We start from the raw sequence: 18,899 nt of genomic DNA, 5'->3' as shown, positions 1-18,899 counted from the left end.
CCGGGAGCAGCCTGATGAGAAAGACAGCCCTCGTCGCCGCGGCGGCGACCCTGCTCGGCGCGCTCGCCGCCGCACCCGCCGCCCACGCCGACGGTTCCTACGGCCAGGGCCTCGACCACTGCGCCCCCACCGACACGGGATCGCTCGCCTGCCACTTCGACGTCGCCCCCGGCACGTACGACGTGACGGTGACCCTCGGCGGCGACACCGCCGGCTCCACCTCCCTCAGCGGCGAGACCCGGCGCGCCCTGCTCGACGAGACCCATACAGAGGCGGGGGAGCGGCTCCGACGCTCGTTCACCGTCGACGTCCGCGACCCCGAGGGCGAGCCCACCGGTGCGGCCGGTACCCCCGGCCTGGACCTCGTACTCGGCGGCTCCGACCCGCGCGTGAGCTCGCTGCGGATCACCCCCGCTCCCGCCGCCCGGCGCCTCTTCCTGGTGGGGGACTCGACCGTCTGCGACCAGCCGGGCGCCCCGTACACCGGCTGGGGCCAGATGCTCCCCGTCCATCTGCGGCGCGGGATCGCGGTCGCCAACCACGCCGACTCCGGCGAGAGCACTGTGACGTTTCTTGCTAACCCGGCCCTCTTCGACCGGGTCGAGGGGGAGATTCGCCCTGGCGACCCCGTGCTCATCCAGCTTGCCCACAACGACAAGCAGACGGACGCGGCCACCTACCGTGCCAACCTGACCACCCTGGTCGAGCGGGTACGGGCCAAGGGCGGCGAACCCGTCCTGGTCACCCCCATCGTGCGCAGGTGGTTCAACACCGACGGCACCCTGAACAACGGGATCGCCCTGCTCGTCAACGGCCTCGGGGTCGACCACCCCGCCGAGATCCGTTCTCTGGCGGCCTCCCTCGGCACCCCGCTGATCGACCTCACCGCCCTCACCAAGGCACGCGTCGAGCAGCTGGGTCCCGAGGCCTCCAAGGCGCTCTACCTCACGGCGGAGAAGCGGGACAACACCCACACCTCGGTACGCGGGGCCACCGAGTACGCGGCCCTCGTCGCCGAGGAGCTGCGGGCCCGGGGCATCGTCCCGGACGCGCTCATCCGCTGATCGCTGCTCCGGGCCGCGCCTGGCGGGCCAGACGGACCGTCACCGCCAGGCCGGCCCCGGACAGCACGGTGAGCAGCACCGGTACCGCCCCGATCCCCCACACCTCGATGCCCAGGCCGAGCAGTGGCGGAGCCGCCACGCCGCCGACCATGGAGGCCGCGATCACCCACGCTCCCGCGCTGCGGGCCGTCGGCAGCGCCCGGTGCAGCCAGGGCAGGCCCGTCGGGAAGACAGGGGCGATGAACAGACCCGCCCCGGCGTACGCGACCGGCGCCGCCCCCGGCACCAGGGCCAGCAGCAGACAGCCCGTCATCCCGGCCGCGCACACGGTCAGGATGCGCTCCGGCGGATACCGCAGGGCGAGTGGCACCACGAGGAACCGGCCCGCGGTCAGCATCAGCCAGTACACCGAGGTCGCCGAGGCCGCTGCGGCGGCGGAGAACCCGACCGTCTCCAGGTGCGTCGGCTCCCAACCGCCCACGCCCGCCTCGACGCCGACGTTCAGCACGTACAGGGCCACGAATCCGAGGAACAGCGGCGACACCCCCATCCTGGCCCGGGAATCGGCCCGTGGCTGCTTCTCGATGTCCGAAGCGTTGTCCGCGACGCCCCGCGTCCCCAGAACCAGGGCGCCCGAGAGCACGGCGCAGCCCAGGAAGGCGTACGCCCACCGGTCCGGGCCGAGCGCCGCGAGGACCGCGGGTCCGAGGACCGCGCCGATCCCGAAGTGCGCGTTGAGGATGTTGAGCATGGCCGGGGAGCGCTGCCCGAAGCCGACGGCGAACAGCTGGTTGAGCCCGTAGTCGATCCCGCCGAAGCCGAGCCCGCCGAGGAACGCGGCGACGAGCGCCGACGGCCACCCCGGAGCGAGCGCGAAGCCCGCGGAGCCGACTGCCATGAGGCCGTAACTCACCAACAGAAGGTGCCGGTTGCGGATCCGCGCGTGGACCGCGTGGAAGCCCAGGACCCCGATGACGCCACCCGTGAAGTGCAGGCTCAGGGCCAGGCCGGCCGAGGCCGCGTCGAGTCCGTGTGCGCCGCGCAGGGCCGGGACCACCGGGCCGTACAGCGACTGGAGCGCGCCGATCAGGACGAAGGCGAGGTAGGAGGCCGCCGTGGCCGGCCGGCTGAAGAGCCGGTCGGCCACGGGGCGGGCGTCCGTGGCGGTCACACGGCGTCCTTCGTGCGGGCCTGGTCACCGAAGCCCGAGAAGGTGAAGGAGAAGTCGGCCGGGGCCGCCTCCAGCCGGTGCTCGGGCAGCACACCCGGTCCGCAGGACTGGGAGCCGATGCCGTGCTGGGCGTGGTCCAGGTGCACCCAGAGCGTGTCGCCGGGCACGAGGTCGGTGCGGTGGGCGGCCGCGTCCAGCTGCTCGGTCGTCCAGCGACGGGCCGTGAACCAGAACGCCGGCGCGCCGTCGACCCGTACTCCTTCGGTCCCGTCGCTCAGCGCGAGCCACCGGGTGTCGATCCGGGACCCGTTCTCCTGCGGGCGCACGTACGGGGTCTGGAGGGCGTCGACCGTGGCCTCCCAGCGGCCGAGCCGGGCCGCGGCCCGGGTGTCGGGGTACGCCTCGCCGGGCCCGCCCCCGTACCAGACCACCTGGTCCAGGGCGGCCGGCAGGCCGAGGCGGACGCCGAGCCGGGGGAGCGGCACCGTCCATTCGCCCTCGGGCTCTACGGTGACCCGGAGGCTCAGCGCCGCGCCGTCCGAGGTCCAGCGGTACGTGGTGCGCAGGCCGATGTCGCGGGCGGCGGGCGCCACCCGTGACCGCACGGTCAGGCCGTCCCCGTCGACGCGCACCTCGTCGGTGCGGTGCTGCATCCGGTGCAGGCCGAGCGCGCGCCACAGGGCGCCGTGGCGCATGTCGGGCTGCCAGGGCGCTCCCTCGTCGTTGTCCGTGGGCGCCCGCCACACGTCGAGTCGGAGCCCGGTGACGGGGAGGGAGCCGAGCGCCAGTGGTTCGCCGGTGCGGGCGTCGAACACGCCGGGGCCGAGCACGATCCGGCCCGCCTCCCGGACGGGCCGCGCGCCGGTCGCCGGGCGCGGCGCGGGCGCGGGTCCGGTGACCGGGATCTGTCCCCACGCGATCTCGTGCCCGGCCGGCGCCCAGGCGGTGTCGCCGGCGAGGGACGCCCGTACCGTCCACAGCGTCTCGGCCCCCTCGGGATGCGGGGGAGGGGCCGGAAGGGCGACCCGCGCACTCCGCCCCGCTGCCAGTTCGGGGACGTCCAGGGGGCCGGTGGCGAGGGTCTCGCCGTCGGCCAGGAAGGACCAGGTGAAGGCCAGATGCGCGAGGGCGGCCACGTCGTACCCGTTGTGCACCAGAACCGAGCCCGGGGCGTCGGGGGTGATCCGGACCGGCTCGATCACCTTCTTGTACTCGAGGAGACCCGGCGACGGCGTCCGGTCAGGGAAGAGCAGCCCGTCGCAGACGAAGTTGCCGTCGTGCAGCTCCTCGCCGAAGTCGCCGCCGTAGCCGTATCCGTACGCCGGGTGGACCAGGCCGTGGTCGATCCACTCCCAGACGAAGCCGCCCTGGCAGCGCTCGTATTTCTCGAAGAGTCGCTGGTACTCGGCCAGTCCGCCCGGGCCGTTGCCCATGGCGTGCGCGTACTCGCAGAGGATGAAGGGGAGTTCGCGGCGCGCCTCCGGGCCCTCGTCGGCGCGCCGGCCGATCTCCTCGACCTCCGCGTGCGGCGGGTACATGCGCGAGTAGACGTCGGTGTCGCGGCAGGAGCGGTCGCCCTCGTAGTGCACGGGCCGGGACGGATCCCGCTCGTGGATCCACTCCGCCATGGCGGTGAGACCGGCGCCCGTGCCGCACTCGTTGCCCAGCGACCACATGATCACCGAGGGGTGGTTCTTGTCCCGCTCGACGAGCCGGGCCGCCCGGTCGAGCAGGGCGGGGGTCCACCGCTCGTCGTCCACCGGGTTGCCCCGCCAGGCCAGGTCCTCGAAGCCGTGGGTCTCCAGGTCGCCCTCGTCGATCACCCACAGGCCGTAGGCGTCGCACAGGTCGAGGAAGGCGGGGTGCGGCGGATAGTGGGAGGTGCGGACGGCGTTGATGTTGTGACGTTTCATCAGCTCGACGTCCTCGCGCATGGTCGCGAGGTCCAGGCTCCGCCCGCGCTCCGGGTGGAACTCGTGCCGGTTCACGCCCCGGAAGAGGATCCGGCGTCCGTTGACCTTCAGGACCCCGTCCTCGACGTACACCGATCGGAAGCCGATCCGCAGCGGGATCCGCTCCCCGCCGGCCGTCAGCTCGCCCTCGTACCGACGGGGGACCTCGGCGCTCCACGGCTCGACCGGGACCACGGCCGTCTCGCCGGTCGCGAGGTCCAGCCCCAGCTCGGGCACGGTCACCCGGCCGGGCACATCGCAGTCGACGCGCAGACTGCCCGTGCCGTCGGTGTGGTCGTACGAGGCGTGGACGAAGAAGTCGCCGGGGGCGCCCTCCGGCCGGTGCAGCAGCGTGACGTTCCGGAAGATCCCCGGCAGCCACCACTGGTCCTGGTCCTCCAGGTAGGAGCCGGAGGACCACTGGTGGACGCGGACGGCGAGCACGTTGTCCCGTGCACGCAGCAGGTGGCCCACGGCGAACTCGTGGGCCAGCCGGGAGCCCTTGAAGTCTCCGAGCTCCGTGCCGTTGAGCCAGACCCGGGCGCAGGACTCCACCCCGTCGAAGCGGAGGACGGCCCCGCCCGTCGTCGGCCAGTCCTCGGCCAGGTCGAAGCGGCGCAGATGGTCGCCGGTGGGGTTCTCGGAAGGGACGCGCGGCGGGTCCACGGGGAAGGGGTACGCGATGTTGGTGTACGCCGGGCCCCCGTACGCGCCGTCCTTGCCCTGGAGGACCCAGTGGCCCGGCACGGCGAGCGTGTCCCAGCCGGTCGCGTCGAACTCCGGGGCGGCGAAGGATTCGTCCTCGGTGTCGGCGGCCGGCGAGAGACGGAAGGCCCAGTCGCCGTCGAGGGAGAGGGAGGTGGCGTCCGAGCGCGCGTACCAGGCGCGGGGCGGGAGGGTGCCGCGGCCGGGGGAGACGTCTTCGTACCAGGGTGAGGCGGACATGGTCCTCCTGTGGGAGAGAGAGGGGGAGTAGGGGCATCGGCCGCAGAAACCGCTTGCCGTGCGCACGATTCATCCCACCCTGCCGCAGGCCCGCGCACAACCCCGGCCGGGCGCCGGACCCTTGGACTCTTCTCGCCCGGCCTGGACAAGTCGCCGAAGAATTTGAATCGTTTCGAAGCGTCCCGGCAACCCTCGCCCGTCCGGCGGCGACCTACGGCTACCCCCACACACCACCGAAGGAGCCGCACCCATGAATCCGTACGACAACCCGTCACTTCCCCTGCGCCGCCGCACCCTCCTCGGTGCGGCGGCGGCCGGGACCGCCCTGGCCGCCACCGGGGGACTCGCCCCCGCGCCCGCCGCGGCGGCCGCGTTCGGGTGGAGCGACGACGGCACCCAGTACGTCATCGACACCGGCGCCGGGCTCGTCCTCAAGGTCTCCAAGTCCACCGGCGACATCACCTCCCTCGCCTACAAGGGCAAGGAGTACGAGGGGTACGGAGGCAAGCACTCGCACGTCGAGTCCGGCCTCGGCGCCTCCACCGTCACCCTCCGGCAGACCGGCTCCACCATCCTCGTCACCGTCGTCCACGGCACGCTCCGCCACTACTACGCGGCCCGCGCCGGACTGAACAACGTCTATCTGTGGACCGACAAGGCCGACACGTCCTTCACCGCCACCCGCTACATCGTCCGCCTCAAGCCCGGGATCTTCCCCAACGAGGGCCCCGACGCGTGGGTCGAGGGCGCGGACACGGTCATCGAGGCCGGGGACGTCTGGCAGCGGGCCGACGGGCAGACCCGCTCCAAGCACTACTCCGGGCTCCGCGTCATGGACTACGACCACATCGGCTACACCACCGGAACGGTCGGACTCTGGATGGTCCGCTCCAACCACGAGAAGGCCTCCGGCGGTCCGTTCTACCGCTCCCTGCTCCGCCACTCCAACGAACTCGGCGTCGGCCTCTACGAGATCCTCCACTACAACCAGTCCCAGACGGAGCCCATGCGCTTCGGTCTCCAGGGCCCGTACGTCCTCGCGTTCACCGACGGCGGCACCCCCAACCCCGCGCTGTCCGCCGCGAACCACGACACCTCGTGGGTGGACGGCCTGGGCATCGCGGGCTGGGTCGGTGCCGCGGGTCGCGGCCGGGTCGCCGGCGTCGGGCTCAAGGGCATGGACCCGGCCCACCCGTACACCGTCGGCTTCGCCAACGCCGACGCCCAGTACTGGACCCGCGCGGCCGCCGGGACCGGCGCCTTCTCCTGCCAGGGCATGCTCCCCGGCACGTACACCCTCACTGTTTTCAAGGGCGAACTCGCCGTCCACACCGGCACGGTGACGGTCACCGCCGGCACCGCGACAGCGCTGCACACGATCACCCTGGCCGGCGACCCGAGCACCGCCCCCGCGATCTGGCGGATCGGCGACTGGGACGGCACGCCAGGGGGGTTCAAGAACGCGTCCCTCATGACGTACGCCCACCCCGCCGACGTCCGCGCGGCGGCCTGGACCGGCAATGTCGTACTCGGCGGCTCGGACGTGTCCGCGTCCTTCCCCTGCTACCTCTGGAAGGACGTCAACGACGGCGTCCTCGTGTACTTCAGGCTGACCGCCCAGGCCGCCGCCGCGCACACGCTCCGGATCGGGGTCACCACGGCGCTCCTCAACGGACGCCCCCAGGTGACGGTCAACGACTGGGTCTCCGCGATCCCGTCACCGCCGACCCAGCCGTCGACCCGCTCTCTCACGACCGGCTCCTACCGGGGCAACAACCACACCTTCACCTACGTCGTCCCGGCGAGCGCCTGGAAGACCGACCCGAGCCAGTACAACGTGCTCCGGCTGAACGTCGTCAGCGGCTCGACCGGGACCGGCTTCCTCAGCCCGGGCACGTCGATCGACTGCATCGACCTGCTTGTGTGATGCGGTGACGCGCCGTCCGTACGTCAGACCTCCTCGGCCTCGGGCCAGGTGATCCGGTCGACGGGGATCTCGTCGTCCAGACGGCGCGTCTCGCCGGGCGCGAGGAGCTCGGCGCGTACCAGTGCCGTCGCGACAAGGCGTGCCACGGCGATCGCCCCCGGCGGGTTGAAGTGCGTGTTGTCCTGCGCGGTCGCAGTCCAGTGGAAGTACTTCTTCGTGGCCTCCGGGCCGAGTTCCTGCCACAGGGCCAGCGACGCGGCCTCGATGTCGAGCAGCGGTACGTCCGTCTCCTTCGCCACCTCGCGCATCGCCTCCGGGTACGCCCCGAGCGTGCGCAGGGCGGTGCCGGACGAGTCGAACTGACGCCGCTCCACAGAGGTGGCGAGGACCGGCAGCGCGCCCCGGGACCTCGCCCCCTCCACGTACACCCGCAGGTTGTCCTGGTACGCGCTCCAGGGGTCCGTGTGGCGGGTCGGGTCGTCGGACTGGTCGTTGTGGCCGAACTGGACGAGGAGCAGGTCGCCGGGACGTATCGCCGCCAGGATCGTGTCGAACCGGCCCTCGGCGAGGAAGGTCCTGGTACTGCGACCGTTGATCGCGTGGTTGGCGACCTGCGTCTCCCCGTTCAGGAAGAAGGGGAGGGCCATGCCCCAGCCGGTCTCCGGGGCCGCGTCGGCGTACTTCTGGGCGGCGGTGGAGTCTCCGGCGATGAACAGGGCGCGGGGGCGGGGGTGGGCAGGGTCGAGGACGGTCATCGTCGCTCTCCTCTCTCGGGGTCTCGCGGGTCTCTCGGGGGTGGATGCGGGGGAGTTGGGAAGACCGTACGCGTCGCCGAGGACGGCCGGAGGCGCCGCTCAGGGGCGCCCCGCACGGGTGGTCGCCGGTGGCCCCGGCCCCGGCGGCCGTCGCAATGGATCACACGGTCACCGCCTTGCGGACCAGCGCGGCGGCCCCGTCCCGGTCGAGCCGGCCGTCGGCGACGACGGTGACCACTCGGCGTACCAGGGTCTCGCCGGCGGCCACCGGAAGCCGGTCGTCGTGGGCGAGGGAGGAACCGACTCCCGGGTACTCGGCGGCGCGCACGAACCACGGTTCGCGCCGGGTGGCCTCGGTCGCCCCGGCGAACACCAGCGTCCAGCCCCCGCCCGCGAGGGCCACCCAGTCGGCGCGGATGCCGTGCACGGCCTCCTCGCCTTCGCCCGCCGCGCCGAAGACCACCGCGGGGCGGGCCTCCTTGGGCGCGCGCCAGAAGAAGCCGCCGTAGGCGGCGTCCGGTCGGCCGTTGGTGGCGGGGCTGCCGATCGACAGGTCGCGCCCCGAGACGTTGGTGAGCGAGAAGGTGAGGTCGAGTGCCCATGCCGAGTCGGTGAGGGCGGCGGCCGCCACCGTCCGGTACTCGCGAAGCAGTCGCTCGCCGCCCGCCGTCCAGCTCAGCTCCTCCACGAAGCCGTCCGGGTCGCACAGCTTGAACCCGTCGTGCCGCTGGACCCCGTGGTTGTCGAGCTCGGCATAGCCACGGCCGCGTACGAAGGTCGGCCCGCCCCAGAAGTCGTACCCGGCGACATCGGGCACGGCGACGCCGGCCCCGAGGTGGTGCGGGTGGTCCTCGGGCAGCGTCTCGGTCACGGTCCGTCCGGCCAGGGTGGTGACGGGGTGCAGATACGGCCGGGGCGCGTGGCCGGGGGGCAGTGCGGGGCGCGTGGTGTAGTGGGCGACGGTCCGCCCGGCGCAGCGCAGGACGACGGTTCCGTCCGTGGGCTTCATCGGGCCTCCGCCCGGGCCGACGATGCCCACGGGACCCCGAGTTCGGAGAAGAGCCGGAGGGAGTCGGCGCTCGCGTCGACGAGGGCGTCGATGCCGTCGACGACCCGGCGCGGGGCGCTCTCGCCGGGCTCGGTGTGCCAGTGGGCGGCGGGCAGTTCGCGGGGGTCGGGCGCGGTCCGTACCGCCTCGACGACCCGCATGAAGGCGCCGGTCGCCTCCGGGGGCACCCACAGCGGATCGCCGCCGATGACGTGTGCGACGAGGTTCTCGAGCAGATCGGTGCGCCCGTATTCCTTCTCCACCGGGCCGCTGTGCCCGTCCCGCCGCACGAGGACCCGGTCCCGGAGGTACCAGAAGGTGATCCGGCCTCGGGTGCCGTGCACGAGGACGTACGGCTCCGCCGGCCTCTCGGCGCAGAGCGTGGCAGCCACGGTGACCCGGGTGCCGGCGGCGGTCACGACCCGTACCGCCGAGGTGTCGTCGGACTCGATGGCATTCACGCGCAGGAGTTCCGTCCGTATGTGCGCGACGTCCTCGGCCCGGGTGGCGCCCGCGAGCGCGAGCGCGGTCGCGACCGCGTGGGCGAGTGGGTTGGTGAGCGCGCCGTCGACGACGTCGGAGCCGTTCAGACGGCGGCGCCCCGCTCAGGGGGCGCGCCGGAAGTAGGCCTCGTCGCGAACCCAGGCCCCGGCCGCGCCGACCCCCACGAGCTCGCCGATCACGCCCTCCTCGATCATTCGGCGGATCGCGGGCACGGCGTGAGAGCCGAGCGACTGGAAGCCGATCTGACAGGCCACACCGGCGGCCTCGACGCCGTCGGTCATCCTGCGGAACTCGGCGTACGACGGGGCGGGCGGCTTCTCCAGGAGGACGTGCGCCCCGTGCCGGGCGGCGGCCAGGGTCATGTCGGTGTGGGTCTGGATCGGGGTGCTGAGCACGGCGATCCGGGCGCCGGTGGAGGCGAGCAGCGCCTCGAAGTCGTCGGACTGCTCCGGGTTCCCGGCGCCGTCCAGCTCGGCTGCGTCGAGCGGGCGCAGTTCGCAGATTCCGGCGAGGCGGACGAGCCCGAGCTCTTCGAGCCGGAGGATGTTGAGGAGGTGACTGCGGCCATGACCGCGGGCGCCCGCGAGGACGAGGGGGAGCGGTTCGCGCCCACGTATCGGGTGCGTCGTGCTCATCTCTTCACCGCCCCGCCGCTGTCGTGGTGCCGTCCGTCTGGACGGCGAGCGCGGCCTTCACCGCGGCGATATCGGGCATGTCCACCTCGAAAGTCGCAATGAATCGATTCAGTTCACTCGGTCGAAGCTAGCCAGCAGCCAGGGGTGCGTCAAGGCTCTTGACCATGGGTAGCAGTGAGCCATAGCGTCCGAAGTCCCGGGAAGCCGGGAGATGAAACATTTCATCCCAGAGGTGGGACGGCGAGCGCGCGCGGGCCGCATAGGATGAAACGCGAGGCGGGGACCCCGTACGGATGGGCCGGCCGGGGAGAACGGACCAGGTGGGACGGATGGCGGGCACCGCGCGGACGGTCGGCATCAAGGACGTGGCACGCGAGGCGGGCGTCTCGGTCGGCACCGTGTCCAACGTGATCAACCAGCCGGACCGGGTCTCGCCCGCGACCCTCCAGCATGTGCGCCGGGTCATCGAGCACCTCGGCTACGTGCGCAGCGAGTCCGCCCGGCAGCTGCGGGCGGGCCGCAGCCGGATCATGGCGCTGCTCGTCCTCGACATGGGCAACCCGTTCTTCGTGGACATCGCCCGGGGAGCCGAGCGCACCGCGCGTGCGGCCGGCCTGGGCGTCATGGTCTGCAACAGCGACCAGAACGCCGACGACGAGGCCGACTACCTCGCGCTCTTCGCCGAGCAGCGCGTCCGCGGCCTCCTTGTCACCCCTGCCGACCCGAGTGGGGCGAACCTGCGCGAGTTCCGCCGCCACGGCATTCCGTACGTCCTCGTGGACCGCGTGGCCGGAGACGGAGACGGCGAGAGCGCGGGCTGCTCGGTCTCCGTGGACGACGTCGTGGGCGGCTCCCTGGCGATCCGTCACCTGACCGCGACGGGCCACCGCACCTTCGCGTACGTCAGCGGACCTTCCCACCTCCAGCAGATCCGCGACCGCCGCGAGGGCGCCCTGCTCGCACTCGCCGAGGCCGGGCTGCCCGCCTCCACCCTTCAGGAGATTTCCGTGGAGCGCCTCGACGTCGCCTCCGGGCGCGACGCGGGCTCCAGGCTCCTCGGCCTGGCAGACCGTCCGACCGCCGTCTTCTGCGCGAACGACCTGCTGGCCCTCGGTGTGCTTCAGGCGCTGTACACGGCGGGGGTGCGGGTGCCGGAGGACATGGCGATCGTCGGCTACGACGACATCGAGTTCGCGGCGGCGGCCACCGTACCCCTGACCTCCGTGCGACAGCCGGCCGTCACCCTGGGCGCGCGCGCCGCCGAGCTGCTCCTGGAGGAGAGCGGCGAGCAGGCGGAGGACCACCGCCACGAGCATGTGGTGCTCCAGCCGGAACTGGTCGTCCGCCGTTCGACCCTCTCTCCCCGCTGAGCCTCTGACGCGGGAGGCCGGACCGCTCATTTCCGTGCGCCCCCTCCCGTGCGCCCCCCCATTCAGTCCGTCAGCGTTGCCGGGCCTCGTCAAGGCCGTGAGAGTGGGCTGAGGCGGCCTGCCGGGCGCCGCGGGCACCGGGCATCGCGGACAGGGGGCGCGTGGAGGAGTCAGCGGTCGCAAGGGGGCAGCATCTGCGCGAGGAGCAGTCATGGCACTCGGAGACGGCATTCGCCGCAACATCGCCACCGTGGACCCCAAGGAGCGCACCCTGCTGCGCGACGCGATCCTGAAGCTGAACAGGACCAAATGGGACGGCAAGCGCGACGACGCCGTACCGGGCGGGGTCACGTGGTGGTTCAAGCAGGATGAGATCCACAAGGCCACCCACGTCCACGGCGGACCGGAGTTCCTGCCGTGGCACCGCGAGATCGTCAACCGGTTCGAGGACCAGCTCCGTGTGATCGACCCGCGCGTGTCGCTGCACTACTGGGACTGGACGCAGGACCCGCGCAGCATCCCGAACGCCAATCTCGGCAACAGCAACTCCGGATCCCTGAGCCTCTTCACCCCCGACTTCATGGGCTACGGCGGACAGGCCCTCCAGCCCATCGGACAGCCTTTCGAGGGTGCGGGATTCTATGACCCGCAGGCGAACCCGTTCCGCTCCGACAACGCCTTCGACCCGAACAACAACCCCGCCGACAAGCCGAGGGTGGTGCGCCGGCAGGTCAACGGCCTGCCCATCGACCCGGTGCGGGACCAGAACGTGCTGGCGGCCGATGACTACGCGGACATGACCTCGCTGCTCGAGGACAGCCACAACGAGATGCACGGGTTCGTCAACATGGGCAACTCCCACATCTCCTTCCGTGACCCGTTCGTCTTCCTCCTGCACGCCAACGTGGACCGGCTGTTCGCCCTGTGGCAGCTGCAGCCGGGCAGCCCCGAGCGGCTCGACCCCGAGCAGGTCTACGGCACGATGAGCGCGGATCCCGAGATCAACGGCAACATCGAGCCGTGGGCGACAGGGTCGACGAACAAGGTCCGCCCGTGGGGTGGACCCGAGAATCTGGGCATCCCCAAGACCTACAAGGACCTTTCGGTCGTCATCCCCCGCCGCTATGACACGAACCCGGGCGTCGTCTGAGAAGCTCGTCGCTGGTTCCGGGGCGGTGGCGATCGCAGGTGTCAGATTCGGGTCTGGATGAAGCCGATCTTGTCGACCTCGTCTCCGGAACGGCCGTGGAAGCCGGTGATCTGCCGGCCCGGGGGAGCGGTGTGGGTGACGCAGTCGGGGGTCGGCGTGCCGCCGGCCAGGGTGCGGCCGAGGTTCGTCGTGAATCTGACGTGGAAGATCCGTGTGCGGCCGTCTTTCTGGGCGCGGCACAGGTGCGCGGTGGTCACGTGTGAAGGCGCCCGAGTCGGCGGCCGTCGCCGGCGGTGCCAGGGCGGTGAGCCCTGCCAGAGCGGCTGCCATCGCTGTCAGGCAGGTGAGGAGTCTGCGCATGGGTGTCTCCCTGGTGGGCTGGGGGCGTTTGGCGGTGGTGCGGCGCGCCGGCCGGGCCCGGACGGAGTCGTCCGCCCGGGCCCGGCCGGCAGCGGATCAGGCGCAGGCGCTTCCGTTGAGCGCGAAGGACGTGGGGGAGGGGTTGGTGCCGGTGTGGGTGCCTTGGACTCCGAAGCTTGCTGTCGCACCGGGGGCGATCGCCCGGTTCCAGTCGGCGTTGCGGGCGCTGACGGCGGTGCCGTTCTGGGTGACGGTCGCGTTCCAGGCGCTCGTGACGCGCTGGCCGCCGGGGTATGTCCAGGTCAGCTGCCATCCGTCCACGGCCGTCGGGCCGGTGTTCTTGACCGTGACGGTCGCGGTGAAGCCGGTGCTCCAGACGTTGTTCACCGTGTACGTCACCGCGCAGGCCGCGGTGGGCGGTTCGCCGGTGGAGGTCCGGTCGGCGGCGTAGGCGGCGAGCCAGGCCAGCGGGGCGTTCCAGTTGACCGCCACCTCGTTGGTCGAGTACGAGCCGATGTCGTCGACGTAGCAGGCGGCGGGGGCGCAGCCGGTCAACTTCTCCAGCGCCACCGGGTCCTGGAGCGCGCTGTTGGGACCGCCCGCGAGCGACCCGGCCGGCGGGTGGGGCAGGGAGGCGTCCAACTGGTGTGCCCAGAAGCGGTGGTGCTGGTTCTGCGAGGACGTCTCGCCGTAGCCGGTCACGTACGACAGGCCGAGGGCGTTGCGGCCGAGCAGGTAGTCCATCGTCTCCAGCGCGCCGGCGCGGTAGCGCCGGTCGCCCGTCAGCTCCCCGGCGACGGCCATGACGACCGCGTCGTTGGCGACCTCGCCGTTGGAGCCCCAGAAATACCCGTCCGCCGGGACCGGCACCGCGTATCCCTGACCGGCCATCCTGGACAGGTAGCCGTCGGCCGCCGCGGTCACCGAGGAACGGACCCGGGACAGGTCGGACGCGGGCAGCCCGTTGGGGACCGTGGCAAGCACGAGCCGGCCGAGCGCGGCCGTGTCGGCCCAGCCGAAACCGTAGGGGCTGAAGGCGTCGGCGGAGGTGTGCCAGGACGAGGAGGTGACCGCGTCCCGGTAGGCGCTCTCGCCGGTCGCCGCGTACAGCTCGGCGGCCGCCCAGTAGAACTCGTCGGTGACCCGCGTGTCCCCGTAGGCCCCGCCGCCCGTGCTGTCCGAATCCGGCGCGTACAGGGCCGGGTTGGCCTGCGCCGCCGTCCAGGCCCGGCGGGCGGCCGACAGGCAGCGGTCGGCGTACGCGGAGTCGTACGGCCTGAAGACCCGGGCGCACTGCGCGGCGGCCGCCGCGAGGTTGAGGGTCGCCGCTGTGGACGGGCGGTGCAGTTCGCGGAGTTCGGCGTCCTGTTCGGGGCGCATCGGCATGGCGGTCCACGCCGCGTCATGGATCTTGTGGAACGCCATGCCCGCGTACGGCTTTCCCTCGGGCACCTGCATGCGCATCAGGAAGTCGAGTTCCCACCGCGCCTCGTCCAGGACGTCCGGCGTTCCGTTGCCGCGCTCGGGGACGCGCAGCGTCGAGTCGCCGAGCGCCGCGTCCTTCCCGGCCCGCTTCGCCCGCTCGAAGGAGTTGACGACCAGCCAGGTGGAAATGCCGCCGTTCACCACGTACTTGCCGTGGTCTCCCGCGTCGTACCAGCCGCCCCTGACGTCCTGGGCGTACTCGCACACGGTGGCCTGGCAGGGGACGGAGGTGTCGCCCTTGTTGGGCGCGACGCCGAGGTGTCCGGCCGGGCGCGCGTACGCGGAGCCCACCAGGGAGGCGTCGATGGCGATGCCGCTGCGCTGGTGGTGGAAAAACGCCATCGAGTCGGCGCGCAGCGCGTCGTAGAGGTCCGCGCGGATGTCGAACGGCGCGCTGCTGCTGCCGTCCACAGCCAGGACGTATCCCGAGCCCGTCCCCTGGTGCGTGGAGAAGTCGGCCACGTGGACGGACTGCCCGGACGGCGTGTCCGCGCCGCGCGGGACGGTCGCACCGGAGGCGACCACGGTCCCCGACGCGTTCCGCAGCTGCCAGGTGAGGGACTGCGTCGCCGTGGTGGCGACGGTGGCGCGCTTGGGGCCGTCCGGCAGATAGCCGACCTGGTTGACGCGTACGGCCGTGGTCGCCGCCGCCGTGGCGGGGACGCCGACGGCGGCCGGTGCGGTCACGAGACCGCCGAGGAGGAGGGCCCCCGTCAGCAGGGCGGCGGAGAGGCGTAAGGGGCGGCGTAATGAGGAGGTGGTGGTGCGGGGCATGAGCGGCTCCTGTGTGTCGTCGTGCGTGATCAGCGTCGGCCCCCGTGTGGGAGCGCTCCCAGATGACGAAATATCGAACAATGGTCGATAGGCCGGAGATCCGAAGCGCACAGTAGTGACCCCTGCTGTCACCGTCAACGGCAGCAGCTGCTCCAAGTGCGGGCCCCGGCCGGCGGGTTCCGGCGGCCGGGGCGAGGAGGAATGCGGTCAGGAGGCGGTTCCGGTCACCGAGGTGCCCGACTTGGTCACCCGGTACGTGAAGGTGGCGCCGCTGTAGAAGTGGAAGGTCAGCGTCGCCGTGTCGCCGTCGCGGAGCGCGTTCAGGAACTCGGGGGTGAGGATGATCGTGCCATTCGGGTAGTCCGGCGAGAAGGCCTTGTTGAACTCCTGGTACGGGGTCCAGCTCGTCTGGCCGGCGTTGGTGCCGTCGGCGTACGTGGCGTGCATGGTCGCCAGGTCGTTACCCCGGTACTGGGTGGGGATGGTGAACGCACTGGTCGTGCCGGTGGCGTTCGACAGCACCGGACTGTCGTAGGTGACGATGCCGATGTTCCAGGGCAGCCCGCCGGAGAACCGGGCCTGGAGCGTCGCGTTGACCCCGTACGCGCGATCGCCGGCCAGCCGGGTCAGCGCGGCGGACGTGAACGTGAGCCGGTCGCCGGAGAGGGTGTAGTCCCGCCCGTACACCAGCTTCGTGCCCCCCTGCCACAGGCCCCGGAAGCTGAGGCCGTTCCGGTTCAGGGTGAGGGTCTGAGAGGTGATGGGGCTCCCCTTCGGCAGGAAGACCTTGTCGAAGGAGGTGGTGCCGGAGCGGGTGGTCCAGCTCGACTTGATCCAGTTGAACAGGGCCTGGTCGCGCCACTGGAGGGTGTCGCGGTTCAGGTAGCCGAACGGGTCCCACAGCGCGGTGGTGACACCGATGGTGCGCGCCGTGTAGTTGACGTGCTCGTAGTACTTCAGCGCCTCGCCCCGCTCGGTCCGGGAGGGGTGGAAGTGGTTCGGGTAGTCGAGCAGACCGTACTCACCGATGTAGACCGGGACGCCCCGGGCGACGAAGGTGTTGCGGATGTTGGCGAAGGTGTCGTCCAGGTACTTCTGCGCGGTGGCGTCGTAGTGGGTGCCGCCCGCCACGTTCACGCTGAACGGGTACCAACTGTAGAAGTGCACCTGCGCCACGAGCTGACTGTCGTTCAGCGCGGTGATCGTGGTGTACAGGTCGTCCATGAAAGCCTGGTCGGGGCTGCCGGCGGGCGTGGTCAGACTCAGCAGGCGGCTCGCGTTCGCGCCGCCCGAGGCGCGGACCACGGTGTGGAACGAGGTCTGCAGCTCCCTCAGGTACTGGAACTTCTGAGCATCCGTGGCGCCGGCGAAGCTCGGCTCGTTGATGCCCTCGAAGACCAGGGCGCGCGGAGCGTCCCGGAAGGTCGTGGAGATCTGGGACCAGGTGGAGTTGAACCGGGCCATCACGTTGTCGTGGTCGCTCGTGATCTTCTCGACCCACATCCACGAGTCGTGGTGGACATTGAGCACGACGTACAGGCCGCTGTCCAGCGCCCAGTCGACGATCTGCTTGACGCGGGCCATGTACGTGGCGTCGATGGTGTACGGCGCGGTGGTGGCCTGGTGGTCGCTCCAGGTCACCGGGACGCGGACGCTGCGGAACCCCTGCGCGGCGATGGTCTCGAACGTCGCCTTGCTGGTCTGCCCGTTGCCCCAGGAATCCTCGTTGGGGATGGCGTCCAGGGTGTTGCCCAGGTTCCAGCTGGGCTGCATCGCGGCAACGGCTTCCTTGGCCGAGGCCGGGACCACGACGGCCGGGCGCGACGGTTCCCGCTTGCCGCCGGGGCCGGCGAGCGCCGTGCCGCCGGACAGCCCAAGCAGGACGACCAGCGCCAGCAGCAGGGCGGCCAGGCGTCCGGGGCCGCGACTGCGGTGGTACGAGTGTTGCCGTATCTCGTTCACGTGTATCCCTTTCGGTCGGTCGTACGGTGTGGTCGGAGCGGTGGTCAGGGGTCAGCCGGCGAGCGGCTCGTAGTCGAACCAGTCGAAGTGGACGGTGTCTTCGGCGGCGTACATGCCGATGACGCGGCCGGTGAAGCCGCCGGCGACCTCGGTCGACAGGTACCGGCCGTCGAGCGTGCCGAGCGCGGTGAACGTTCCGTCGGGCGCCTCGACGCCGAAGGCGAGGAGGTCGGGTCCCGTCCGCGCGTCCCCCGGCGGCTGGGGGGTGATGTGGATGCCGAGGACGACAGGGCCGTCGGGCGTCGGGGCGGCCGCCACCTCGGTGCGCAGCGGCCCGATGCGGGCGAACACCCTCACCTCGCCGGCGGACGCCTCGATCTCGTAGTGATGCCGCTCGTCCAGGCGGACGGCCAGGCCGCCGCGGCCCTCGGCGGGGTCCACGAGGGTGCGCACGGTGCAGGACAGGTGCTGCTGGCGGCGGCCGACGAAGACCAGGTCGGGCTCGTCGGGGGAGGCGCCGACGGCGTGGAGGGTGAGCCAGCCGGAGCGCTCCTTCGTGGTGCAGAGTCGTGCCGGGCGCTCGCGCAGCGAGATCCAGCAGGGCTGGAGCTCGGCCTGGTCGAAGTCGTCCCGGACCGGCGGGACGGGGCCGGGCCGGAGGGGCCAGGCGGGCACCGGCAGGTCGGGGGAGAGCTCGCCGACGACGGGCCAGCCGTCCACCCACTCCACGGGGGTGAGAAAGGTCTCGCGCCCGAGCACGTGCCAGCCGGGGGTGCCGCCGCGCGGCCGGACGCCGAGCAGCACCATCCACCACGAGCCGTCGGGCGCCTGCGTCAGGTCGGCGTGGCCGGTGTTCTGGATGGGGTGGCCGGTGCTGCGGTGCGTCAGGATCGGGTTGGCCGGGCACGGCTCGAACGGACCCGAGGGCGTGCGGCCGCGGGCGACCGAGACGCCATGGCCGCGCTCGGTGCCGCCCTCGGCGATGAGGAGGTACCAGTAGTCGCCGATCCGGTACAGGTGCGGGGCCTCGGGCGCCTGCGCGCCCGGAGTGCCGGACCACAGCCGGTGCGGCTCGCCGAGCGCTTCTCCGCTGTGCGGGTCGATGCGGAGCTGGGACACCCCGGCGACGGTGCACCAGCAGGTGCCGTCCTCGTCCCAGGCGAGGTCCGGGTCGATACCGGGGACGCCGGGCAGCCGTACCGGTTCGGACCAGGGCCCGGCCGGGTCGGTGGCGGTGAAGAGCATGTTGCCGTCGTCGCCGACGTTGGTGACGATCAGCCAGAACCGGCCGTCGTGGTGGCGGAGCGTCGGCGCGTAGATGCCCGCGGAGGAGGGCATGTCGCGCGGGAGCCGCAGCTGGCTCGGCCGGTCGAGGGCGTTGCCGATCTGGGTCCAGTGCACCAGGTCGCGGCTGTGGAAGACGGGGACGCCGGGGAAGTACTCGAAGCTGGAGCACACCAGGTAGTAGTCGTCGCCGACACCGCAGATGCTGGGATCGGGGTGGAAGCCGGGGATCACCGGGTTGGTGACGGTGCCGGCGCGGGGCGGCAGTTCTGACATTCCGTCAGATTCCTTTCGTCGTCACTGGCCGTGAAGGCGCAGCAGTACGGCGGACGGTGCCGTGGGTCTCAACTGCCCGTCGAAACGCTTGACTTGGCAGGGGAACGTAACGGACTTGTTTCGCGCGAAACAAGAGGGTCAACAGCAAGAAACTTTCATTGCGGCTTCCATTGACAGGTCGTTGAGGCGAATGGGACCGTCGAAGCGCTTCGACGATGGCCATCGTGCCCAACCCGC

At 71.8% G+C, this 18,899-nt stretch carries 12 protein-coding genes and 1 pseudogene; 4 read left to right on the top strand and 9 right to left on the bottom strand.

Annotation, left to right across the window (positions count from 1 at the left end; genetic code table 11):
- The first annotated feature begins 14 nt into the window (after positions 1-14).
- Entirely contained in the window at positions 15-1,064 is a 1,050-nt protein-coding gene (locus tag ACZ4VI_RS01050) for a rhamnogalacturonan acetylesterase (RefSeq protein WP_467995443.1), read from the top strand.
- Here the strand turns inward: ACZ4VI_RS01050 and ACZ4VI_RS01045 are convergent.
- Positions 1,054-2,235 (bottom strand): MFS transporter, encoded by a 1,182-nt coding sequence (locus ACZ4VI_RS01045; RefSeq protein WP_467995442.1) that lies wholly within the window; start codon positions 2,233-2,235, stop codon positions 1,054-1,056. The two genes, ACZ4VI_RS01050 and ACZ4VI_RS01045, sit on opposite strands and share 11 nt — an antisense overlap.
- Positions 2,232-5,132 (bottom strand): glycoside hydrolase family 2 TIM barrel-domain containing protein, encoded by a 2,901-nt coding sequence (locus ACZ4VI_RS01040; protein ID WP_467995441.1) that lies wholly within the window; start codon positions 5,130-5,132, stop codon positions 2,232-2,234. Before ACZ4VI_RS01040 ends, ACZ4VI_RS01045 begins: the two co-directional genes overlap by 4 nt.
- Before the next feature lie 250 nt (positions 5,133-5,382).
- On the opposite strand from ACZ4VI_RS01040, the gene ACZ4VI_RS01035 reads away from it, so the two are divergent.
- A complete protein-coding gene (locus tag ACZ4VI_RS01035) occupies positions 5,383-7,059 on the top strand; it encodes a rhamnogalacturonan lyase B N-terminal domain-containing protein (RefSeq protein ID WP_467995439.1) in 1,677 nt (558 codons plus the stop codon).
- 23 nt (positions 7,060-7,082) lie between these two features.
- Here the strand turns inward: ACZ4VI_RS01035 and ACZ4VI_RS01030 are convergent, their stop codons facing one another.
- The 3 genes and pseudogenes from ACZ4VI_RS01030 to ACZ4VI_RS01020 form a co-directional block, all read right to left on the bottom strand.
- Positions 7,083-7,814: a rhamnogalacturonan acetylesterase gene (locus tag ACZ4VI_RS01030; RefSeq protein ID WP_467995437.1), complete on the bottom strand. Its 732-nt coding sequence runs from the start codon at positions 7,812-7,814 to the stop codon at positions 7,083-7,085.
- Positions 7,815-7,974: 160 nt separating this feature from the next.
- A complete protein-coding gene (locus tag ACZ4VI_RS01025) occupies positions 7,975-8,823 on the bottom strand; it encodes a DUF6807 domain-containing protein (protein ID WP_467995435.1) in 849 nt (282 codons plus the stop codon).
- Positions 8,820-10,001, bottom strand: a pseudogene (locus ACZ4VI_RS01020) (Gfo/Idh/MocA family protein). The gene ACZ4VI_RS01025 and the pseudogene ACZ4VI_RS01020 overlap by 4 nt, the downstream one beginning before the upstream one ends.
- Before the next feature lie 329 nt (positions 10,002-10,330).
- Between ACZ4VI_RS01020 and ACZ4VI_RS01015 the strand changes: the two are divergent.
- Both ACZ4VI_RS01015 and ACZ4VI_RS01010 read left to right on the top strand, forming a co-directional pair.
- Positions 10,331-11,371, top strand: coding sequence for a LacI family DNA-binding transcriptional regulator (locus tag ACZ4VI_RS01015; protein WP_467995434.1), 1,041 nt, complete (start codon positions 10,331-10,333; stop codon positions 11,369-11,371).
- A gap of 211 nt (positions 11,372-11,582) precedes the next feature.
- Entirely contained in the window at positions 11,583-12,521 is a 939-nt protein-coding gene (locus ACZ4VI_RS01010) for a tyrosinase family protein (RefSeq protein WP_467995432.1), read from the top strand.
- A gap of 41 nt (positions 12,522-12,562) precedes the next feature.
- Here the strand turns inward: ACZ4VI_RS01010 and ACZ4VI_RS01005 are convergent, their stop codons facing one another.
- From ACZ4VI_RS01005 to ACZ4VI_RS00990, 4 genes are all read right to left on the bottom strand, one after another.
- Positions 12,563-12,778: a jacalin-like lectin gene (locus tag ACZ4VI_RS01005; protein ID WP_467995430.1), complete on the bottom strand. Its 216-nt coding sequence runs from the start codon at positions 12,776-12,778 to the stop codon at positions 12,563-12,565.
- A gap of 199 nt (positions 12,779-12,977) precedes the next feature.
- The gene (locus ACZ4VI_RS01000) at positions 12,978-15,140 is read right to left on the bottom strand and encodes a glycoside hydrolase family 9 protein (RefSeq protein ID WP_467995429.1); all 2,163 of its coding nucleotides are present in this window, start codon (positions 15,138-15,140) and stop codon (positions 12,978-12,980) included.
- A gap of 207 nt (positions 15,141-15,347) precedes the next feature.
- Positions 15,348-17,102 carry a cellulase family glycosylhydrolase gene (locus ACZ4VI_RS00995; RefSeq protein ID WP_467995427.1) on the bottom strand — a complete coding sequence of 585 codons (1,755 nt, stop codon included), beginning with the start codon at positions 17,100-17,102 and terminating at the stop codon, positions 15,348-15,350.
- 51 nt (positions 17,103-17,153) lie between these two features.
- Complete coding sequence (locus tag ACZ4VI_RS00990; protein WP_467995426.1) at positions 17,154-18,662, bottom strand: glycoside hydrolase family 43 protein; 1,509 nt, start codon at positions 18,660-18,662, stop codon at positions 17,154-17,156.
- Positions 18,663-18,899 lie beyond the last annotated feature (237 nt).

The organism is Streptomyces sp. NPDC029169 (assembly GCF_055563935.1).
The sequence above is the reverse complement of the archived record's forward strand: the minus strand, read 5'-3'. Positions and strand labels throughout refer to the sequence as shown.

Excerpts from the sequence above, each read along its gene's own strand:
- ACZ4VI_RS01050 (WP_467995443.1), top strand. The coding sequence starts at position 15 with ATGAGAAAGACAGCCCTCGTCGCCGCGGCGGCGACCCTGCTCGGCGCG.
- ACZ4VI_RS01040 (WP_467995441.1), bottom strand. The coding sequence starts at position 5,132 with ATGTCCGCCTCACCCTGGTACGAAGACGTCTCCCCCGGCCGCGGCACC.
- ACZ4VI_RS01035 (WP_467995439.1), top strand. The coding sequence starts at position 5,383 with ATGAATCCGTACGACAACCCGTCACTTCCCCTGCGCCGCCGCACCCTC.
- ACZ4VI_RS01030 (WP_467995437.1), bottom strand. The coding sequence starts at position 7,814 with ATGACCGTCCTCGACCCTGCCCACCCCCGCCCCCGCGCCCTGTTCATC.
- ACZ4VI_RS01025 (WP_467995435.1), bottom strand. The coding sequence starts at position 8,823 with ATGAAGCCCACGGACGGAACCGTCGTCCTGCGCTGCGCCGGGCGGACC.
- ACZ4VI_RS01015 (WP_467995434.1), top strand. The coding sequence starts at position 10,331 with ATGGCGGGCACCGCGCGGACGGTCGGCATCAAGGACGTGGCACGCGAG.
- ACZ4VI_RS01010 (WP_467995432.1), top strand. The coding sequence starts at position 11,583 with ATGGCACTCGGAGACGGCATTCGCCGCAACATCGCCACCGTGGACCCC.
- ACZ4VI_RS01000 (WP_467995429.1), bottom strand. The coding sequence starts at position 15,140 with ATGCCCCGCACCACCACCTCCTCATTACGCCGCCCCTTACGCCTCTCC.
- ACZ4VI_RS00990 (WP_467995426.1), bottom strand. The coding sequence starts at position 18,662 with ATGTCAGAACTGCCGCCCCGCGCCGGCACCGTCACCAACCCGGTGATC.